Below are 20850 nucleotides of genomic sequence, written 5' to 3'. Positions count from 1 at the left end.
CTACCGTCACCCCAGCGAAAGCTGGGGTCTCCCTCCGCATACCGTGCCCTCGCGGCACGAGATCCCAGCGTTCGCTGGGATGACGAAAGTAGCTGAACCATGCCAAAAGTCCTTATCTCCGACAAAATGGATCCCCGCGCCGCCCAGATCTTCCGCGAGCGCGGCGTCGAGGTTGACGAGATCACCGGCAAGACTCCGCAAGAACTGATGGCGATGATCGGCGAGTATGACGGCCTCGCGATCCGCAGCTCGACCAAGGTGACCAAGGAAATCCTCGAGCACGCCACCAACCTCAAGGTCGTCGGCCGCGCCGGGATCGGCGTCGACAATGTCGACATCCCCGCCGCCTCGGCAAAGGGCGTGGTCGTCATGAACACGCCGTTCGGCAACTCGATCACCACCGCCGAGCATGCGATCGCGCTGATGTTCGCGCTCGCCCGGCAACTCCCGGAAGCTGACGCTTCCACGCAGGCCGGCAAGTGGGAGAAGAACCGCTTCATGGGCGTCGAGCTGACGTCGAAGACGCTCGGCCTGATCGGTGCGGGCAATATCGGCTCGATCGTCGCCGACCGTGCGCGCGGCCTCAAGATGAAGGTCGTCGCGTTCGATCCGTTCCTGACGCCCGAGCGCGCGATCGAGATCGGCGTCGAGAAGGTCACGCTCGACGAACTGCTCGCGCGTGCCGATTTCATCACGCTGCACACGCCGCTAACCGACCAGACGCGCAACATCCTCTCGGCCGAGGCGCTCGCCAAGACCAAGAAGGGCGTCCGGATCATCAACTGCGCCCGCGGTGGCCTGATCGACGAGGTCGCGCTGAAGGCGGCGCTCGATTCGGGCCAGGTCGGCGGCGCGGCGCTCGACGTGTTCGTCGAGGAGCCCGCCAAGGCGTCGCCGTTGTTCAACACGCCGAACTTCGTCAGCACGCCGCATCTCGGCGCGTCGACCACCGAGGCGCAGGTCAACGTCGCGATCCAGGTGGCCGAGCAGATGGCCGACTTCCTGATGTCGGGCGGCGTTACGAATGCGCTCAACATGCCGTCGCTGTCGGCCGAGGAAGCGCCGAAGCTCAAGCCGTATATGGCGCTGGCGGAGAAGCTGGGGTCGCTGGTCGGTCAGCTGACCACCGGCGCGGTGTCGCGGATTTCGGTGCATACCGAGGGGGCCGCGGCTGAACTCAACGCCAAGCCGATCGTGAGCGCGGTGCTCGCCGGCTATCTCCAGACGCAGACTGCGACCGTCAACATGGTCAACGCGCCGGTGCTGGCGCGCGAGCGTGGTCTGGAAGTCCGCGAAGTCCGCACCGAGCGCGAGGCGGATTACCACACGCTGCTGCGCGTCTCGGTGAAGACCGAGGATGGCGAACGATCAGTGGCGGGGACGCTGTTCGGGGATTCGGCACCGCGGTTGGTCGAACTGCTCGGGATCAAGATCGAGGCGGATCTGGCAGGGCCGATGCTGTATGTCGTCAACGAGGATGCACCGGGGTTCATCGGTCGTCTCGGGACGGCGCTGGGCGAGGCCGGGGTGAACATCGGGACGTTCCATCTCGGCCGTCGTTCGGCAGGCGGCGAGGCGGTGCTTCTCCTCTCGGTCGACGAAGCCGTGACGCCGGAGCTCCTCACCAAGGTCCGCGCGCTCCCCGGCGTGAAGACCGCGATGGGCCTCAACTTCTAAGGCTCGCGAACGGGGGGCGAAGTGGTTAGAGGCACGCGTATGACTGCTTTGCTCCCTGAAGGCTTCCGAGATCGCCTCCCTCCGTTCGCCGATTCGGCGGCGGCGCTGGAAGCCCGCGTGCTTGAAGCCGCTCGCCTCCACGGCTATGAACGTGTCGATCCGCCGTTGGCCGAATTTGCCGACGGTTTGGAGATGCGGCTCAAGGCCGGCGGCCTCCACGACGCGGTGCGCTTCGTCGATCCGGTGTCGCAGCGCACGCTCGCGATCCGCCCGGACATTACCGCACAGGTGGCGCGGATCGCCGCCACTCGCATGGGGCATCACCCGCGGCCGGTGCGGCTGAGCTATGCGGGGTCGGTGCTTAAGCTGCGCGCGTCGCAACTCGCGCCCGCCCGTGAGACGCGGCAGATCGGGTGCGAGCTGATTGGCCTCGACTCGGTCGCAGCCGCGCAGGAACTCGTCGCTGTCGCGGTCGACATGATCGCCGCTGCCGATGTCACCGGCGCCTCGATCGACTTCACGCTGCCCGATCTGGTGTCGACGCTCGCCGCGGGGCCGCTCCCTGTGACCTCCGAGCAGATCGCCACCTTGCGCGACCGCCTCGATGCGAAGGACGCTGGGGCTGTGGCCGCACTCGCGCCCGCCTATCTCCCGCTGATCGAAGCCGCCGGGCCGTTCGAGCAGGCGATGGACCGCCTCCGCGCGTTCGATACCACCGGCGCGCTGGCCTCGCGCCTCGACGGTCTCGCGCGGATCGCCGAAGCACTCGACGGCCGCGTCGCGCTGACGCTCGACCCAACCGAACGGCACGGTTTCGAATACCAGACCTGGCTCGGCTTCTCGCTTTTCGCCGACGGCTCGTCACGCGAAGTCGGCCGCGGCGGCACCTACACCGTCGTCCACGAGACCGGTGCCGAGGAAGCCGCCACCGGCTTTTCGCTGTTTACCGACGCACTGGTCGAGCGCACCGCCACCGTCGACCGCCGCCGCCTGTTCCTGCCGTTCGGCACGCCAGCCGACGAAGGCGCAGCCATGCGCGCGCAAGGCTGGGTCACCGTTGCGGCACTCGAAGCCGGCGACACCCCCGAAGCACAAGTCTGCACGCATCTATGGGTAGCAGGCGAGCCCCGCGCGCTGTAGGCGCTGCGCGTAATCCTCAGGAGATAGAGTTTGGCCAACGTAGCAGTCATCGGCGCGCAATGGGGCGACGAAGGCAAGGGCAAGATCGTCGACTGGCTCGCCGAGCGTGCCGACATGGTCGTCCGGTTCCAGGGCGGCCACAATGCCGGCCACACACTGGTCGTCGGCGAGAACGTCTATAAATTGTCGCTGCTGCCGTCGGGTATCGTCCGCGGCACGCCGTCCTTCATCGGCAACGGCGTGGTGCTCGATCCGTGGGCGCTGAAGGACGAGATCGCGCGGCTCGGCGCACAGGGCGTCACCGCAACACCGGAGACGCTGCGGATCGCCGACACCTGCGCGCTGATCCTGCCGTTCCACCGCGATCTCGATGGTCTGCGCGAGGACGCCAGCGGCGCCGGCAAGATCGGCACGACCCGCCGCGGCATCGGCCCGGCGTATGAGGACAAGGTCGGTCGCCGCGCGATCCGCGTGTGCGATCTGGCCCACCTCGACGATCTCGGGCCGCAGCTCGATCGCCTCACCGCGCATCACGACGCCCTGCGTGCCGGCTTCGGCGAACCGCCGATCGATCGCGCGCGCCTGATCGCAGAACTGCGCGAAATCGCCGGTTTCGTCCTCCCGTTCGCCAAGCCCGTGTGGCGCGATCTCAACGCCGCGCGTTCGGCCGGCAAGCGGATCCTGTTCGAGGGCGCGCAGGGCGTGTTGCTCGACGTCGACCACGGCACGTACCCGTTCGTCACCTCGTCGAACACGATCGCAGGCGCAGCGGCCGGTGGGTCCGGCCTCGGGCCATCGGCGGTCGGCTTCGTGCTCGGCATCGCCAAGGCGTACACGACGCGCGTCGGCTCGGGACCGTTCCCGACCGAGCTCGAGAACGAAACCGGCGAGCGCCTCGGCGTCCGTGGCCACGAATTCGGGACGGTCACCGGGCGGAAACGTCGTTGCGGCTGGTTCGACGCGGTGCTCGTGCGTCAGGCGGCGGCGGTTGGCGGCATCACCGGGATCGCGTTGACCAAGATCGACGTGCTCGACGGGTTCGAGACCGTGTCGATCTGCACCGGCTACAAGCTGCGCGGCGAGACGCTCGATTATTTCCCGGCGCACGCGGCGGACCAGGCGCTGGTCGAGCCGATCTACGAGACGATGGAAGGCTGGCAGGAAACCACCGCCGGTGCGCGAAGCTGGGCCGACCTGCCGGCGCAGGCGATCAAGTACATCCGCCGCATCGAAGAGCTGATCCGCTGTCCGGTGACGTTGGTGTCGACCAGCCCGCAGCGGGCCGACACGATCCTCGTCCGCGATCCCTTCTCGGACTGATACGCAAAAAGCCGGGCGATCGCTCGCCCGGCTTTTCATTTACGTGAGAACGGTTGGATCAGCGCGGCGTGGTCGTGCCGGTCGTTCCACCCGTGGTCGAACCCATCGTACCGGTGGTCGTGCCACCCATGGTACCTCCGGTCGTGCCACCCATCGTGCCGGTCGTGGAGCCCGTGGTGCCGCCCATGGTGTCGGCGCCCATCGTGCTGCCGGTCGTGCCGGACATCGTGCTGCCCGTCGTACCGGTATCACCCGTCGTGCCGCTCATGGTGCCCGACGTGGTGCCGCGCGTACGGCTCCGTGCCTTGGTGCCACGCTGCGTGCGTGTCGTCGTGGTCGACTGCGTGGTCGTCGAGGGATTCGCCTGATCCATCGTACCGCCCATGGTCGAACCACCCATGGTGCCGCCGCTCATCGTTCCACCGGTGGTGCCGCCCATCGAGCCAGTGGTGCCCGTCTGAGCCATCGCCACGCCTGGAATGATCAGGGCTGCGGCTGCGATCGAAGTTAGAATACGCATTATCACTCTCCTAAGTTATTGAAGAGCAAGCGCTTCAGCGCCGCGTATGTTCCGTCGTCAGCCGCACTGGCCCCGATGCAGCAACGCCTGGTCGGCTAGCACGAGCGCCACCATCGCCTCGACGACGGGGACTCCGCGGATGCCGACGCAGGGATCGTGACGCCCCTTGGTGGCGATCGTCGCGGCTTCGCCGGTGGGGCTGATCGTCTCGACCGGGGTGAGGATCGAACTGGTCGGCTTGAACGCCACACGCAGGCGGATCGGCTGGCCGGTCGCGATCCCTCCAGCGATTCCGCCCGCATGGTTGGCGAGGAACTCTGGGCCATCAGCACCCGGACGCATCGGATCCGCATTCGCTTCGCCCGACAGCGCGGCGGCGGCGAATCCGTCGCCGATCTCGATGCCCTTGACCGCGTTTATGCTCATGCAGGCCGACGCGAGTTCGGAGTCGAGCTTGGCATAGAGCGGCGCGCCCCAGCCTGCGGGCACGCCGGTTGCCTCGCACGCGATCACCGCGCCGAGCGACGAGCCAGACTTTCGCGCGGCATCGACGAGGATCTCCCAGCGGGCGGCAGCGGCGGCGTCCGGGCAGAAGAACGGGTTCTGGTCGATCTGCGCATCGTCGAAGTTGGCCGGATCGATCGAATCGCCGCCGATCGCCTCGACCCATGCGCGGACGCGGACCTGCGGGACGACGAGCCGCGCGACCGCACCGGCGGCGACGCGCGCCGCCGTCTCGCGGGCGGAAGAGCGACCGCCGCCCCGGAAATCGCGGAAGCCGTATTTCGCGTCATAGGCATAGTCGGCATGGCCGGGGCGATACGCCTTGGCGACGTCCGAATAGTCCTTGGAGCGCTGGTCGACATTCTCGATCATCAGGCTGATCGGCGTGCCGGTGGTGCGGCCTTCGAACACGCCCGAGAGAATGCGCACCGTATCCGGCTCGCGCCGCTGCGTGGTAAAGCGCGAGGTCCCCGGGCGGCGCTTGTCGAGCCAGGGCTGGATATCGGCCTCGCTCAGCGCGATCCCCGGCGGGCACCCATCGACGACTGCGCCAAGCGCAGGCCCATGCGACTCACCCCAAGTGGTAAAGCGGAACAGCCGTCCAAACGTATTGAAGCTCATTCCGCTGCGACCGCATCCCAGGCAGCGCCGAACCGCTCCGCCATGTAACGGGCCGTGCCGAAACGGCCAGCCATGAGTCCCGCCACGGTAAAGTCAGCGTCGAGCGACTCCCAATGCAGGCCAAATCCGACGCCCAGTATTTCGACTTCGGCGATCTGGTCCGGGGTCGCGCGATCAAAGCCCTGCAACAGATGCGGCGGGAACGCGAACGTCGATCCATTCACCAGATCGACCACGATCCGATCCTGGTCCCGATCGTAGCGCGCGCTTTTGGCCCGTGGCTTGGTCGCCATTGCGATGCGACCGCGCTCGTTCGCAGCCAGGATGTCTTCGTCAGTCAGTTCGGCCATGGATTTCGACCCACCTCGTCAGCAGCATTGCCCGGTTCCGTGCGACGGCGGCAAGCGCGCGCCGCTGCATCGCGCCGCTCAGTCCTTGCGCGTATACCATGCGCGGAGAGCCCCCGTCGCCTCCGATCTCGATCTTCGCTTCGCCGTCTCCGAATACATGAACATGCGCTGGTACGTGATCGTCGAGGAAGATCATGAACCGCAGACCATGCAGCCGGAGCACGGTTGGCACTAGACCAGCGCGATATCGGGGGCGTCTTCGGCCTTCATGCCGATCACGTTGTAGCCGGCGTCGACGTGATGGGTTTCGCCCGTCACGCCGGACGCCAGGTCGCTTAGCAGGTACAGCCCTGCACCGCCGACGTCGTCGATCGTCACGTTGCGCTTCAGCGGCGAGTTCAGCTCGTTCCACTTCAGGATCAGGCGGAAATCGCCGATGCCGCTGGCGGCCAGCGTCTTGATCGGACCCGCCGAGATCGCATTCACGCGGATGTTGTCGCGCCCGAGATCGACCGCGAGATACTGCACGCTGGTCTCGAGCGCCGCCTTCGCCACGCCCATCACGTTGTAATGCGGGATCACCTTCTCGGCGCCGTAATAGCTGAGCGTCAGCATCGCGCCGCCCTCGGTCATCATCTTGGCCGCGCGCTGCGCCACCGCGACGAACGAATACACGCTGATATTCATCGTCATCAGGAAATTGTCGAGGCTGGTATCGACGAACCGCCCGCGCAGCTCGTTCTTGTCCGAAAAGCCGATCGCGTGGACCACGAAGTCGATCGTCGGCCATTCCTGCGCCAACTTGTCGAAGGTCGCGTCGAGCGCGCCCATGTCCGACACGTCGCAATCGAACAGCCGCGCGACGCCCAGCTGCTCGGCAAGCGGGCGTACGCGCTTCTCCATCGTCTCGCCCTGATAGCTGAACGCGAGTTCGGCGCCCGCCTCGGACAGCTTCTTGGCGATCCCCCAGGCCAGCGACTTGTCGTTCGCCAGGCCCATGATCAGCCCACGCTTGCCCGCCATCAAACCGTTCACGCCATCCCCGCCTATACCTGCATATCCGTAGCGGGTTGCTCTAGCGTTGTTTCGGGTGGTTCCGCCAGTGCCGCGTTGAGATGGGCGCCGAATACCAGCCCGAGCCCGATGACGTAGAAAAACAACAGCATGATGACGACGCCCGCCAGACTGCCATAGGTCAGGTCGTAGCCGCCGAGCCGCGACAGGATCACCGGCAGCAGCGCGGTCGCGCTGACCCACCAGGCGGTGGTGAACAAGGCGCCCGGCCATTTGGGGCATTTCGAATAGCGATAGCGCGACGGCGTCACCGAATAGAACAGCAGGTACAGCGCGCCGAACATGAGCAGGCCGGGGATCAGCCGCGACAGTCCGACCCAGCCCGCGGCATCCTGCGCGAAGGGCACGAGGCGGTAGATGAACTGCTCCGCCGCGGTCAGGATTCCCTGCACAAGGAACGAGAGCAGCGCGATGATCACCGAACAGACGATCACGAACGACGAGCCGAGCCGCGATTTCCAGAACGGCGCCGTCGCCTTGTTGCCATAGGCGCGATGGAAGATGTCACGGATAGTCTCGACGAAGCTGCCGACGGTCCACAGGCCGACCAATGCGCCGAGCCACAGCAGCGATCCGGTGCGCGCGGCGAGCACGTCGGCGATCGGCTTACGTAACAGGTCTGCGACGTTGGGCGGCAGGACGTTCAGGAAGGATTCGACAGCGCGCACCGTCTCGACGCTCTGCCCGAAGATCGACAGGATCGCGGCCGCGACGATGAAGAACGGAAACACCGTCATCAGCGCGAGATAGGCAAGGTTCCCGGCATGGATGAACCCGTCGTTGAACACGCCGATCGCCGCACGCTTGAAAACCTCGAACGCATAACTGCCGGGCCTGACCTTCGCCATGCCGCGGTTCAATCGGGTACGGGCCGCGCTATGGTCGTGCGAGCGGGCTTCGGGAGTAAGGCTGTTGTCATTCACAAGGCGTTCAGACGCCCATGGACCCCCGCGGGTTCCCCGCCTCGCGCCCATCCCAGCTCTCGACGAACGCGGTCAGCGCCGCATCGCTTGCCGGAATGTCGATCATCAGCGTGACCAACTGGTCGCCCCGCGTGCCGCCTTTCTTGTGGAAACCCTTGCCCTTGAGGCGGAGCGTCTTGCCCGAGGTCGTGCCCTTGGGGATCGTCAGCATCACCGGCTTGTCGACCGTCGGTGCCTTGATCGAGCCGCCCAGCACCGCCTCGGCCAGCGTGATCGGCAGGTCGAGACGGACGTCGTCGCCGTCGCGGGTGAAGAATTTGTGCGGCTGGACCTCGATCGTCAGGATCGCGTCGCCAGCGCCGCCCGGACCTTGCTCGCCCTTGCCGGCAAGCTTCATCTGCGTACCGGTCTCGACGCCGGCGGGAAGCTTGAGGTCGAGCGTCTTACCGTCTGCGAGCGTCACGCGCTGCGGCTCCAGCGTCGCCGCCTCGACGAACGGGACCTGCAGGCGGTACGCGGCATTCTCGCCCCTGGGTTGCGGACGCCGGCCAAAGCCGCCGGAGAACCCGCCACCGCCGCCACGCTGCGCGCCGCCGAACAGGCCTTCGAAGATGTCGCTCATGTCGGCCCCGCCGGCACCGCTCTCATAGCCTTCGCTGCGGAAGCCGCCGCCCGGTTGGGGACGCCCGCCACCACCGCCGCCGAAGCCGAACGGCGACGCCGGGTTGCCGTCGCCATCGATCTCGCCGCGGTCGAACCGCGCGCGCTTGTCCTTGTCGTTCAGCAGGTCGTACGCGTTGGTGACCGTGCTGAACCGCTCCGACGCCTTCGGATTGTCCTTGTTGCGATCCGGGTGAAGCTCCTTTGCAAGCTTGCGGTACGCCTTCTTGATGTCGGCTTCGGTCGCGTCGCGCGCTACACCCAGAGTCTTGTACGGATCGGCCACTTACGTCCCCATTCTTACTTGCGCGTCTATGTGGGGGGAGCGCCCGCGCAACGCAATTGCGCGCGTGCGGAACACGTCCGCCGCCGACGCATCCTAGACTGCCGCGAACTCGTCCAACGGCGCCACATCCACGCTGACATCCATGTTCTGCGCGCCCGACCCGAGCACCACCCCGTCGACCGGTGCGATCTCCGCGTAATCCCGGCCGACCGCCATGACGATGTGGTCGCTCGCCATCCAGATCCCGTTGGTCGGATCGACGCCGACCCAGCCGCGCACCGGCCCGCACCACAGCAGCACCCATGCGTGGGTCGCATCCGCGCCCACCAGCCGCGGCTGGCCCTCGGGCGGGATCGTCCGGATATAGCCCGATGCATAGGCCGCGGGCAGGCCGGCGGCGCGCAGGCCGGTGATCATGATCTGCGCGAAATCCTGGCACACGCCCTTGCGCTGGAGGAACGCCTCGTGCGGCGGGGTATCGACCAGCGTCGCGTCGGCGTCGAACTCGAACTCCTCCTGGATCCGCCGCGCAAGCGCGATCCCCGCCTCCAATGCGCCGCGCGACAGATCGAGATCGATCGCACAATAGTCGGCGATCGCCTGGTCGAGCGGGATCAGCGGTGAGGGGTAGATGTAGTTCGCCGGGCTCGCCGCGGACAGATCGGTGCTCGCGCGCGCCATCGCCGCGATTTCGCCCAGCGTCGGATCGCTCGCGTCGGGCACCGGCACGAGCCGATCCACCGTCATCCGCGATCGGCTCTCGATAGTCAGGTGCCGCACCGGGCTGTCGACCACCAGCCGCGTCACGTTGGCGAGCCCCGCCTCCGCGCGCGCGGCGCTGGTGCGGCCGGCGGGGTGGACCGACAGCGTATAGGAATCCAGGTGTTGGCCCGGCCAGTCGATCGGCTTCAACCGGAGGTTGCAGCGAGCGAACTTGACGCTGGCGCCGTAATCGAACGTCGTTATGTGGCGGATATCGTAGATCATAATAATCCTCCCCGGTACGGGGAGGGGGACCGCCAGCCGCTTGCTGGTGGTGGAGGGGGGGCACCACGAACGATACGCTGGTGGAGAGCCCCCTCCACAATGCGCTGCATGGTCCCCCTCCCCGTGCCGGGGAGGATTTGCAGATCTACCCTCACACCGCCCCTCACACCGCCCCTCACGCCAACGTCAGCCCACTGGTCCGCAACGGCTCAGCACCCTGCAGGAAATACCGCCGCGCCAGCGCATCCGACACCGCCCCCAAGCGCCGCTCGATATCCCCCAGCGTCTCCGCATCCAGTTCCGCCGCCGTCGCGGTCATCACGATCGCCTGCAACCCGGTCGCTTGCGCCTGTTGCGGCTCCGCCATCTCGTCGTCGCTGAGCACCGGCAATTCCGCCAACCGCGCGGCGATCCGCTCCGCCGAAAACGCGAGGCTGCGCGGATTGCCCGGATCGAGCGCCACCAGGTCCATCACCGGCACGCGCGCGATCCCGGTCGGATAGCGCTGGCGATAACTGATCTGGCTGTCGGCAAGGTCGAGCAGCACGGACAGGTCGTCTGGCGAAGCGCCCGGCATCCCGAACAACCGGATCGCCCGCGCCATCGCCATCGCCCGCTCCACCCGCCGCCCGAGATCGTGGAACCGCCACGCCGCCGTCCGCCCCATATGCTCGGCCGACAGCCCGGCGATCGCCGCATAGCGGCGTTGCAACGACCCGGCACGCTCCAGCATCCCGCGATGCGTGGGGAAGGGCGCTTCGAGCAGTCGCACCATGTCCGCCGAAAGTCGATCGCGCGAGCCTTCGCCGATCTCTCTCGCATGGCGGTTGAGCGTGAGGATCGACTGCCACGCCTCGTCCTCCATGGCGGTGCGGGCGAGCGCGGTCAGGTCGGCGCGGCGCAGCGACGGCGGGTGCGGCGCGCTGCCTGCACCGACGATCAGCCCGACCAGCTTGCCGACCGTGGTGGGGGACAACACGGCACCCCCGTCGACGTCGATCGAATTGCCGAGCATAACGCGGATCGCGCCGAGTAGCGCCTCGCCCCGTTCCAGATAGCGCCCGAGCCAGTAGAAATTGTCCGCCACCCGGCTCGGCAACGTCCCCGGATTGCGTCGCACCTGGAGCGAGTCCGCGGCGGTCAGCAGCGATACCGGCGCGACCGGCTCGGCACCATAGATGCAGACGTCCGCAGACCATATGCCTTCGCCCATGACGGCCGCCCGCGGATCGGGATGCTCACCGATCCGCGCGAACCCTCCGGGCAGGACGGTCCATTCGCCGTCGCCGTTACGCGCCGCGAAGACGCGCAGGGTGAAGGGGCGGGGGACCAGCGCATCGCCGACCACGACCGGCATGGTCGAGAGCTGGACCAGCTCCTGCCCGACATAATCCTGCGGCCTGTTCGCCATGTCGGCGAGCAGGCGCGTCCGGTCCTCGCCGGTGATGTCGGCGCCGGTGGTCGGGCCGCCGGTCATGCCGAGCGGGCGTGCGTGGAACGCGGGCCCGATCAGCAGGCGGTCGAAATTGGCCTCGACCTGCGCCCGCGCGCCGTTTTGCCCACACCACCACGTCGCGATGTTGGGCAGCAGCAGGTCTTCGCCTAGCAACGACTTCGCAAGCTGCGGCAGGAACGCCGAGAACGCCGGCGCCTCCAGCACGGCCGAGCCCGGCGCGTTCGACAGCACGACGTTGCCGGCCGCGTAGGCGTCGATCAGCCCGGGCACGCCGATCTGCGAATGCGTGTCGAACGCCAGCGGATCGAGCAGCCGCGGGTCGAGCCGCCGCCACAGCGCATCGATCCGCTTCAGCCCACCGATGGTGCGGACATAGACCTTGTCCTCCAGCGCGGCGAGATCGGCGCCCTCGACCAGCAGCAGGCCGAGATAGCGCGCGAGGTGCGCCTGCTCGGGATAGCTCGGGTTGAACCGGCCGGGGGTGAGCAGCCCGATCCGCGGGTCGGTCCGCTTGCACATCGCCGCGATCCCGGCGCGGAACGCGGCGAAGAACGGTGCGTGGCGCTGGACGTTGAGCCGATCCTGCAACCCGCCCAGCGTCCGGCTGACGGCGATGCGGTTCTCCAGCGCATACCCGGCGCCGGCGGGTGCGCGGAGGTGATCCGCGAGCACGCGCCATTCGCCGGAGGGCCCGCGCCCGAGATCGATCGCGATGAAATCGAGATGGCGGCCGCCGGGTGGGTCGAGCCCGACCATCGGCCGCAGGAAGAACGGGCTGCCGGTAACGAGCGCGGCGGGGATGTGGCCGTCGGCGACCAGTGTGCCCTCGCCGTAGAGGTCGGCGATCACCGTCTCCATCAGCGTCGCGCGCTGGATCACGCCGCGCGCGATGCCGGCCCATTCCCCGGCCTCGATCAGCAGCGGGACGGGCGAGACGGGCCAAGGGCGCTCATCGGGTTCGTCGGCGATGCGGAAGCCGGTGCCGATGTCGACCGCATGCCGCTGGACGCGTTCGCGGATGTGGCCGAGGTCGTCGGAGGCGACGGTCGCCAGCTCGGCGAACATCGCCGCCCAGGCGGGGTCGGCGCTACCGTCATCGGCTGGGCAGAGCACGTCGGCGCGGGTGCTGCGCGCGCAATAGTCGGCAATCCAGCGCTCGGCATGGACCGTCGCGTCGAACGCCGTATTGGCGGCGGGGGTCGCCGGTTGCGTCGCGGTTTCCAATGTTTCGAGCCCCTGAATGCTGGCGGCGGTGTTTCACCTTTCAACGCGGCGGTGCAACATAAAAGCGTGCTGGGGAGGCCTCACCTCACTGTTCCCTCGGCAGTATCTGCCTCATCCCCCGCCACACCCGTCATCCCAGCGGAAGCTGGGATATTCCGCTTGGTGCACGTGACGCTCGCCCCATTGAGATCCCAGCGTTCGCTGGGATGACGGGGAGGGGAAGCGATGGGGGCAAAGCGAGGGAGAAGTGAAAGACTCTCCCCACGACTATAGCACCACCCCGGCGGAGGCCGGGGCCCAATTGGGAACGGCGCTAATGAGGGGCATCGCTCCGTTACGACCACCTTTCCAATTGGGCCCCGGCCTTCGCCGGGGTGGCGTTCGAGAGGATGGCGAGGCTCACAAATCCGGTAAAACCTGATCCGCCACGCCCCAGCCGGCCAGCGCCCGCGACCCGGCCCGCGCGATCAACTCCGCTTCATCCTTCACGCCCCAGCGCGACGCCGTCTCGATATCCCGCAACTCGCTCCACGACACCGGTGCCGCCACCGGCGCGCCGGCTCTCGCCCTTGCCGAATACGGCATCACCGCGGTCGCCCCGCGCTGGTTGCGCAGCCAGTCGATGAAGATCCGCCCCTTGCGCTTGGCCTTCGCCATCGTCGCGACGAAGCGCTCTGGTTCCGCCCCCGCCATCGCCCGTGCAAACCGGTCCGCGAAGTCCTTCACCGCGGGCCATTCGGCGTCAGGCGTGAGCGGCACGACGACATGCACACCCTTGCCCCCCGACAGCATCGGGAAGCTGACCAGCCCCAGTTCTGCAAGCTGGTTCTTCAGATGCTCCGCCGCCTTCTTCGTGTCGCCGAAGTCGAGGCCCTCGTCGGGATCGAGATCGAACACGAGGCGGTCGGGCTTCTCCAGCGTCGCGTTCGACGATCCCCAGCCGTGGAACTCGATCGTCCCCATCTGCACGCACGCGACCAGCCCGTCGGCGTCGTCGACATAGAGATAGTCTTCGGTCGAGCCGTCCTTCTCGCGGATCGGCACTTTGTGGACCGCGTCGCCGAAGCTGCCGGCGTCGTGTTTCTGGAAGAAGCACGCGCGCGAGCGGCCTTGCGGGCAGCGGACGAGGCTGATCGGGCGGTCGGCGGCGAACGGCAGCATGATGCCCGACACCGCCACGTAATAGTCCGCGAGGTCGCCCTTGGTGACGTCCGACTTGTCGAAGATCACGCGGTCGCGGCTGCTGATCTTGGTCGTCGTCTCGGGCGCGGCATCCGGCAACGGGGCTGGGGTTTCGGCGACGACGTCCTTCGCCGCCTTGTCCTCGCGCAGACCGATGAAGCTGGAATGGCGAAGCACGCCGTCCGGGGTGACCTCCGCGAAGGCGATCTCGGCGACCAGTTTCGGGGTGACCCATTTCGCGCCGCGAACGGCGGCTTTCGGGGCCTCGACCGTCGGCGTTTTCCGGTCGAGCGCGTCGAGCGTGTCGCGGATTTCGTCCATCAGCGCCTGGTCGAACCCGGTGCCGACCTTCCCCGCGTAGCGATAGCCCTTCCCCTCGCGGACGCCGAGCAGCAGAGACTTGAACCCGCGTTTCTTGTCCGAGGGCAGCCAGCCGACGATCACGAACTCCTGGCGATGCGTGCATTTGACCTTGAGCCACGCCTTGGTGCGCTTGCCGACATAGGGGGCGTCGGCGCGTTTCGAAACGATGCCTTCGAGGCCTTCGCGACACATCGTCTCGAACAGTTGCTCGCCCGCGCCGATGACGTGGTCGGAATAGCGAAGGCGGTCCTCGTCCTCGGGGATCAGCGGTTGCAGCCGCGCCTTGCGGTCGAGATTGGAGAAGCCGGTCAGGTCTTCGCCGTCAATTGCTAGCAGGTCGAACGCGAACAACTTCATGTCGCCGCCAGTGGAGATCGCGTCCTTCAGCGTCGAGAAATCGGGGTGGCCTTCCTTGAACGCGACGATCTCGCCGTCAATCAGCGCGGATTTTACAGGGAGCTTGGCGGCGGCGTCGGCGATCGCGGCGAACTTGTCGGTCCAGTCGAGGCCGGTGCGGGTGAAGACCTTTGCCTTGCCGTTCGCGATGGAGATTAGTGCGCGGTAGCCGTCGTATTTGACTTCGTGGAGCCAGGCGGAGCCGGTGGGGACGGCGTCGACGAGGGTGCAGAGTTGGAGGTCCTGGAAATCCTCCCCGGCACGGGGAGGGGGACCGCCGCGACCTTTCGCGGGGGTGGAGGGGGGCTTGCCCCGACCGTCCGCTTTATTTCGAGCGCCGCTTTTGCGGCCCGCCCCCTCCACCAGCTTCGCTGGTCCCCCTCCCCGTGCCGGGGAGGATTTGCCTTCTTCTATCTCGACCATCGTCCGACCCGTCGAAACGCTGGTCAGGGCTTCCTCGACCAATGTGTCCGTACCGCCAGCCTCCGCATCGTCGATTTTCCGCAACAGCCAGTTCTCGCGCTTTTCCTTCGCGCGGGGCTTCAAGCGGATCAGCAGCCATTCGCCTTTCATCCGTTCGCCATCGAGGACGAAGTGGAGGTGGCCCTTGTCGAGATCCTTCGCCGACTTGCCCTTGATCGGCGACCACGTGCCGCGGTCCCACAGCATCACCGTACCGCCGCCATATTCACCGGCGGGGATTGTGCCCTCGAAGGTGGCGTAGCTCAGCGGGTGATCCTCGGTGCGGACGGCGAGGCGTTTTTCGTTGGGGTCGAGGCTGGGGCCGCGGGTGACGGCCCAGCTTTTGAGGACGCCGTCGATTTCCAGGCGGAAATCCCAGTGGAGGCGGGTGGCATCGTGCTTCTGGACCATGAAGGAATTGCCGTTGCCGGGGGCTAGCGTGCCGGCGGGTTCGGCGGTCTTGGTGAAGTTTCGCTTGGAATTGTAGAGTGCGAGGGGATCTGGGGGCGTGGCCATCAGCAGCGTCCCGTCTTCGTCATCCCGGCGAAAGCCGGGACCTCGCGCGGCGAGGGGGCGGGCTGCAACGGAGAGATCCCAGCTTTCGCTGGGATGACGGGGGAGGGGGCCCAAATATACGTCATCCCAGCGAAAGCTGGGATCTGGTGCGGCAAGGGCGACCTCGCCAACCGGGATATTCCAGCTTTCGCTGGAATGACGGTGAGGGGGGCGGGGGCGCTATGCACGTTTTTTTGCAGGAGCTTTGGCAGCCGTTTTCGCCGGCGCGCGCTTGGCGGGCGCTTTCTTCGCTGGTGCCTTCTCCGCCGCCGCACTCCCTCCGCTCTTCTCCATCGACTTCTTCAACGCCGCCATCAAATCGACCACGTTGGAGCCCGTCTTCCCGCCGGTGTCCTTGTCCTCGAAGATCTTCTTCCCGTTCGCCTTGCGCTTGCGTTCGATCAGGTCCTTCAGCGCGTCCACATAGCGATCGTGGAACTCCTGCGGGTGGAAGTCGCCACTGCGCTTCCCGATCAGCGCCTCGGCCAGTTCCAGCAGTTCCTCGGACGGCTTGTCGTCGGGAATATCGCGGAAATAGCCCTGCGCCTTGTGCACCTCGTCGGCGTAGCGGAGCGTCTCCAGCACCATACCGCGCCCGCACGGCTTCAGGCTCACGACATATTCGCGGCCGCGCATTGCGAGCTGCCCCAAGCCGACCTTCTTGGTGCGCTTCAACGCCTCGCGCAAAACGATGAACGCCTCCTCCGCCAAGTCGTCCGCGGGCACCACGAAATACGGCTTCTCGTAATACAGAACGTCGATCTCGCTCGCGTCGACGAACTGCGTCAGCTCCAGCGTCTTCTTTGACTCAAGCTTCACCGCGTCGATCTCGTCCTGCTCGAGCAGCACGTATTCGCCCTTCGAGACCTCGTAGCCCTTCATGATCTCGTCGGCATCGACCGGACCCACGCCGGTGACGACCTTGTCGTAATGGATCGGCTGGCCCGACGGCTCGTGGATCTGCTTGAACGACACCGCCGCGCCGGACTTGGTCGCGGAATAGATCTCGACCGGGATCGAGACGAGGGCCAGTCGGATCTGCCCCTGCCAATACGCGCGCGCTGCCACCGTGGATGTTCCTTCGTTGCGGAAACGATTCGAGTCCGTAATCAATCATCGGCGAGGCGGAGTCGTTCCCTCGCGCGGTTTCGCTCGGGCCGAAGTTTCGCTATGGCGCAGCCATGTCCGAAGATCCGATCGCCCTGTTCGATGCCTGGTATGCCGAGGCGCGGGAAACAGAAATCAACGACTCCAACGCGGTAGCGCTCGCCACCGCGGATGCGGAGGGTCGTCCGTCGGTGCGGATGGTGCTGTTGAAAGGCCATGGCCCCGATGGTTTCGTGATCTACACCAACCGCGAAAGTCGCAAGGCGGGCAACCTCGCCGTCAATCGCTATGCCGCCTTGCTCTTCCACTGGAAGTCGCTGCGCCGGCAGGTCCGTATCGAAGGCCCGGTGAGCCTGGTCAGCGATGCCGAATCGGACGCCTATTTCGCGTCGCGCGGTCGCGATTCGCAGCTTGGCGCCTGGGCGTCGGACCAGTCCCGCCCGCTCGATTCGCGCGAGACGTTCGAGCAGCGGTTCGCCGAGATGCAGACGCGGTTCGAGGGCGGCGACGTGCCGCGCCCGCCGCATTGGGGCGGCTACCGGATCGCCCCCGACCGCATCGAGCTGTGGCGGGATCGCGAACACCGCCTTCACGAGCGCCGGCTGTTCGAGCGCGACGGCGGCGGCTGGAGCGAAGGGCTGCTGTTCCCATGACGCAGGACGAACGCCGCAGGGTCATACCCCTCGCAACCCGTGCGGCGCTCGCCAGCGTCGCGATGGCGTGTTTCCTGCTGCTACTGAAGGGCTTTGCGGCTTGGTCGACGGGCTCGGTGGCGATGCTCGGCTCGCTCGCCGATACCGCGCTCGACCTGCTCGCGTCGCTGGTCACGCTGTACGGCGTGCGGCTCGCGGCGACGCCTGCGGATCACGACCACCGCTTCGGCCACGGCAAGGCGGAGGCACTTGCGGCGCTGTTCCAGGTCATGCTGATCACCGCCTCGGCGGTCGGCATCGCGTGGCGCGCGATCCTCGCGTTCGGCGATCCGCAGCCGACCACCGGCGCCGAGTTCGGTATCGGCGTGTCGGTGATCGCGATCGTCGCCACCGTGTTCCTGCTCGCCTATCAGCGCCGCATCATCCGCCAGACCGGATCGGTCGCGATCCTCGCGGACAACGTCCATTACCAGTCGGACGTGCTGCTCAACGGCTCGGTGATCGTGGCCCTCGTGCTCGATCAATATGTCGGGTGGAGCGGCGCGGATCCGATCTTCGGCATCGTCATCGCGCTGTGGCTCGCCTGGGGCGCGTTCCAGGCGTCGTCGAACGCGATCGACCAGCTGATGGACAAGGAATGGCCGGAGGATCTGCGCACGCAGTTCCTCGACGTGGCGGCGCGCCAGCCGGGCATCCGCGGCATCCACGATTTCCGTACGCGGCGTTCGGGCAGCCATGATTTCGCGCAGTTCCACATGGAGGTCGCGCGCGACCTGACGGTCGCCAACGCGCACGACATCGTCGAGGCGGTCGAGCGCAACCTGCGCACCGCGTTCCCCAAGGTCGAGGTGCTGATCCACCTCGATCCCGAGGGGCATGTCGACACCGACAATCCGCTGGTCGAGGCGGACGTCACGCCGCATTGGTTTGGCAAGCGCGTCTAAGGGGCTCCAGACATGAGAATACCGTTCGCGCAGATCGATGCGTTTTCCGACACGCCGTTCGGCGGCAACCAGGCGGCGGTGATGCCGCTGTCGGCGTGGCTCAACGATGCCGTGCTGCTGAACATCGCGCAGGAGAACAACCTGAGCGAGACGGCTTTCATCGTTGCGTCCGACGAGGAGGGCGTGGATTTCGACCTGCGCTGGTTCACGCCCGGCGCGGAGGTCGCGCTGTGCGGCCACGCGACGTTGGCGAGCGGGCATTTCGTGCTGTCGTCGGACACCGCGCTCAACCGGGTGCGGTTCCGGACGCGGCAGGCGGGGATGCTGGAGGTTGCGCGGGCGGATAGTGGGTACACGTTGGAGCTGCCGGCTTGGGGTCCCAGCCCGAAGGCGATGCCGGAGATCGTCGCGGCATTGAACGTCGCCGAGCCGGTCGATACGTTGTGGCACGAGAAGGGCTATGCGCTGGTGATCGTCGAGGACGAAGCGATGGTGCGCAACCTGAAGCCCGACTTCGCCGCGCTGGCCAAGTTCCCGATCGTCGCGATCGTCGCGGCGCGGGGGGCGGCGACCGACATCGTCAGCCGGGTGTTCACGCCGTATTACGCGATCGACGAGGATCCGGTGACGGGCTCGGCGCATGCGGTGATGGTGCCGTATTGGGCGCAGACTTTGGGGAACAGCTTCACCGCGTATCAGGCGAGCGCGCGGGGCGGGAAGCTGACGTGTCGGCTCGAGGGCGACCGCGTGGTGTTGGGCGGCGCGTGCGTGACGACGATCGAGGGCACGTTCCTGCTTCCGTAACGGTGCCTATTGCCTAGCTCATCCGCAGGAGCTGTCACCCGCCTCCATCCGTCATCCGCCTCCATCCGTCACCCCAGCGAAAGCTGGGGTCTCCCACGGGGCAGATGAAGGGAGTCCCATGCTGATATCCCAGCTTTCGCTGGGATGACGGAGTGGGGATGACGGGGCTGGGATGGCGATGTGGTGGGGGTGGCGACTTCTACCCTCTCCCGTGCCCTAACGCTTCCGCCCTTTGGTCATCGGATCGGGCTTTTTCGGTTTCACCCAGCCCGGGGGTGGGGTCATGCGCTGCTGGCTTGTGCCGAGGCCCATCGCGCCCGGCTGTTGCCGCGACAGCCCGGCGGTGTCCGTGACCTCACCGCCACCGCGCAACACGCTGATCTGATCGCGCAACCGGCCCGCGGTCTCGAAATCCATCGCCGCGGCGGCGGCTTCCATCTGGCGGCGCAAGGTTTCGATATCCATCCCGCCTCAACGCGTCAGGCGGCGACGAGTGCCGCCTCGGTATCCGCAATCCAGCCGCCGCCGAGCACGCGTTCGCCCGCATACAGAACCGCAGCCTGGCCGGGCGCGACGCCATATTCGGGCGCATCGAATACCACCCGGTCGCCGACCAGGCGGGCAGGGACGGGCTTGGCCATCGACCGGACCTTCGCGGTCACCGGTCCGGTGAAGTCGCCGCCGAGCCAGTTGATGTCGGTCATCCGCGCCGCCTCAACCGCGAGCGCGCGACGGGGGCCGACGACGACTCGCTTCGTGGCGGGCTCGACTCGCACGACATAGAGCGGCTCGGGACTGCCGCCGATCTCCAGCCCGCGACGCTGTCCCACCGTGAAGTGGATCAGCCCGCGATGCTCGCCGAGCTTCGCCCCGTCGAGATCGACGATATCGCCCGCCGTCTCCGCCGCCTCGGGTCGCAGCTTCTTCACCAGCCCCGCATAATCGCCATCGGGGACGAAGCAGATGTCCTGGCTGTCGGGCTTGGCGGCGACGCCGAGCCCGAGTTCGGCCGCGATCTCGCGCACCCGCGCCTTGGGCAGTCCGCCCAAGGGAAAGCGGAGGTAATCGAGCTGTGTCTGCGTGGTGGCGAACAGGAAATAGCTCTGGTCGCGCGCCGGATCCGCCCCGCGGTGCAGTTCGGCGCCGTGCGTGCCCTCGACTCGGCGGACATAATGCCCCGTCGCCAGGCAATCCGCACCGAGATCGCGCGCCAGCTTCAGCAGGTCGGTGAACTTCGGCCCCATGTTGCACTGGACGCAGGGGATCGGCGTCCGCCCGGCGAGATATTCGTCGGCGAACTTGTCGACCACCTGCTCGCGAAAGCTGGTTTCGTGATCGAATACATAATGCGCGATCCCGAGTCGGTCGCATACCGCGCGGGCGTCGCGGATGTCGCGCCCGGCGCAGCACGAGCCAGCGCGACCGATCGCTTCGCCGTGGTCGTAGAGCTGCAACGTCACGCCGATCGTCTCGGCGCCGGTGGCATGCGCGAGCGCGGCGACGACCGAACTGTCGACGCCGCCGGACATCGCCACGACGATGCGCTTTCCGGCCGTGTCCGACCCGAGCTGAAAATCGGTCTGATCCATGATCGCCACATAGGCGCGACGGCGTGCGGTTGCAAAAAGATGCGGCGGTTAAC

At 67.0% G+C, this 20850-nt stretch carries 19 protein-coding genes; 6 read left to right on the top strand and 13 right to left on the bottom strand.

Translation table 11 applies throughout. From position 1 onward, the window contains the following. Positions 1 to 99 precede the first annotated feature (99 nt). From serA to SPHN_RS11775, 3 genes are read left to right on the top strand one after another with little or no spacing between them, the layout of a single operon-like run. Positions 100 to 1677 carry a phosphoglycerate dehydrogenase gene (serA, locus tag SPHN_RS11785; protein ID WP_248523530.1) on the top strand — a complete coding sequence of 526 codons (1578 nt, stop codon included), beginning with the start codon at positions 100 to 102 and terminating at the stop codon, positions 1675 to 1677. A gap of 39 nt (positions 1678 to 1716) precedes the next feature. Next, positions 1717 to 2817 carry an ATP phosphoribosyltransferase regulatory subunit gene (locus SPHN_RS11780; RefSeq protein WP_248523528.1) on the top strand — a complete coding sequence of 367 codons (1101 nt, stop codon included), beginning with the start codon at positions 1717 to 1719 and terminating at the stop codon, positions 2815 to 2817. A gap of 30 nt (positions 2818 to 2847) precedes the next feature. After that, positions 2848 to 4137, top strand: coding sequence for an adenylosuccinate synthase (locus tag SPHN_RS11775; RefSeq protein ID WP_248523526.1), 1290 nt, complete (start codon positions 2848 to 2850; stop codon positions 4135 to 4137). Positions 4138 to 4195: 58 nt separating this feature from the next. On the opposite strand, the gene SPHN_RS11770 is transcribed toward SPHN_RS11775, so the two are convergent. The 11 genes from SPHN_RS11770 to SPHN_RS11720 form a co-directional block, all read right to left on the bottom strand. Beyond that, entirely contained in the window at positions 4196 to 4657 is a 462-nt protein-coding gene (locus SPHN_RS11770) for a hypothetical protein (protein WP_248523524.1), read from the bottom strand. A gap of 57 nt (positions 4658 to 4714) precedes the next feature. After that, positions 4715 to 5782 (bottom strand): chorismate synthase, encoded by a 1068-nt coding sequence (gene aroC / locus SPHN_RS11765; protein ID WP_248523522.1) that lies wholly within the window; start codon positions 5780 to 5782, stop codon positions 4715 to 4717. Continuing rightward, positions 5779 to 6132 (bottom strand): DUF2442 domain-containing protein, encoded by a 354-nt coding sequence (locus SPHN_RS11760; RefSeq protein WP_132736456.1) that lies wholly within the window; start codon positions 6130 to 6132, stop codon positions 5779 to 5781. Before SPHN_RS11760 ends, aroC begins: the two co-directional genes overlap by 4 nt. Then, a complete protein-coding gene (locus SPHN_RS11755; RefSeq protein WP_248523521.1) occupies positions 6116 to 6328 on the bottom strand; it encodes a DUF4160 domain-containing protein in 213 nt (70 codons plus the stop codon). Before SPHN_RS11755 ends, SPHN_RS11760 begins: the two co-directional genes overlap by 17 nt. Positions 6329 to 6363: 35 nt before the next feature. Beyond that, the gene (gene fabI, locus SPHN_RS11750; protein ID WP_055881582.1) at positions 6364 to 7155 is read right to left on the bottom strand and encodes an enoyl-ACP reductase FabI; all 792 of its coding nucleotides are present in this window, start codon (positions 7153 to 7155) and stop codon (positions 6364 to 6366) included. A gap of 23 nt (positions 7156 to 7178) precedes the next feature. Beyond that, on the bottom strand, positions 7179 to 8054 hold the full coding sequence (locus SPHN_RS11745) for a YihY/virulence factor BrkB family protein (RefSeq protein ID WP_248523519.1): 876 nt from the start codon (positions 8052 to 8054) through the stop codon (positions 7179 to 7181). 82 nt (positions 8055 to 8136) lie between these two features. Further along, positions 8137 to 9075 (bottom strand): DnaJ C-terminal domain-containing protein, encoded by a 939-nt coding sequence (locus SPHN_RS11740; protein ID WP_248523517.1) that lies wholly within the window; start codon positions 9073 to 9075, stop codon positions 8137 to 8139. 93 nt (positions 9076 to 9168) lie between these two features. After that, on the bottom strand, positions 9169 to 10062 hold the full coding sequence (locus tag SPHN_RS11735; RefSeq protein WP_248523515.1) for a transglutaminase family protein: 894 nt from the start codon (positions 10060 to 10062) through the stop codon (positions 9169 to 9171). A gap of 175 nt (positions 10063 to 10237) precedes the next feature. Further along, a complete protein-coding gene (locus SPHN_RS11730) occupies positions 10238 to 12742 on the bottom strand; it encodes a circularly permuted type 2 ATP-grasp protein (RefSeq protein WP_248523513.1) in 2505 nt (834 codons plus the stop codon). A gap of 399 nt (positions 12743 to 13141) precedes the next feature. Beyond that, positions 13142 to 15661 carry a DNA ligase D gene (ligD, locus tag SPHN_RS11725; RefSeq protein ID WP_248523511.1) on the bottom strand — a complete coding sequence of 840 codons (2520 nt, stop codon included), beginning with the start codon at positions 15659 to 15661 and terminating at the stop codon, positions 13142 to 13144. Between the two features lie 219 nt (positions 15662 to 15880). Further along, entirely contained in the window at positions 15881 to 16768 is an 888-nt protein-coding gene (locus tag SPHN_RS11720; protein WP_248523509.1) for a Ku protein, read from the bottom strand. A 113-nt stretch (positions 16769 to 16881) separates the two neighbouring features. Between SPHN_RS11720 and pdxH the strand changes: the two genes are divergently transcribed. Genes pdxH through SPHN_RS11705 form a run of 3 tightly spaced genes read left to right on the top strand, consistent with a single transcriptional unit; the run spans position 16882 to position 19208 of the window. Then, positions 16882 to 17460, top strand: coding sequence for a pyridoxamine 5'-phosphate oxidase (gene pdxH, locus SPHN_RS11715; RefSeq protein ID WP_248523507.1), 579 nt, complete (start codon positions 16882 to 16884; stop codon positions 17458 to 17460). Beyond that, positions 17457 to 18404: a cation diffusion facilitator family transporter gene (locus SPHN_RS11710; RefSeq protein ID WP_248523505.1), complete on the top strand. Its 948-nt coding sequence runs from the start codon at positions 17457 to 17459 to the stop codon at positions 18402 to 18404. Before pdxH ends, SPHN_RS11710 begins: the two co-directional genes overlap by 4 nt. A 12-nt stretch (positions 18405 to 18416) precedes the next feature. Continuing rightward, on the top strand, positions 18417 to 19208 hold the full coding sequence (locus SPHN_RS11705; protein WP_248523503.1) for a PhzF family phenazine biosynthesis protein: 792 nt from the start codon (positions 18417 to 18419) through the stop codon (positions 19206 to 19208). Between the two features lie 216 nt (positions 19209 to 19424). Here SPHN_RS11705 and SPHN_RS11700 read toward each other — a convergent pair whose 3' ends face one another. Next, positions 19425 to 19673, bottom strand: coding sequence for a UvrB/UvrC motif-containing protein (locus tag SPHN_RS11700; protein ID WP_248523501.1), 249 nt, complete (start codon positions 19671 to 19673; stop codon positions 19425 to 19427). A gap of 14 nt (positions 19674 to 19687) precedes the next feature. Continuing rightward, positions 19688 to 20797, bottom strand: a complete 1110-nt coding sequence (mnmA, locus tag SPHN_RS11695; RefSeq protein WP_248523499.1) for a tRNA 2-thiouridine(34) synthase MnmA — start codon at positions 20795 to 20797, stop codon at positions 19688 to 19690. Between the last annotated feature and the right edge of the window lie 53 nt (positions 20798 to 20850).

The organism is Sphingomonas faeni (assembly GCF_023195535.1).
Classification (GTDB): domain Bacteria; phylum Pseudomonadota; class Alphaproteobacteria; order Sphingomonadales; family Sphingomonadaceae; genus Sphingomonas; species Sphingomonas faeni_B.
Note: the sequence above shows the minus strand (reverse complement) of the source record. Positions and strands in the feature narration are given on the sequence as shown.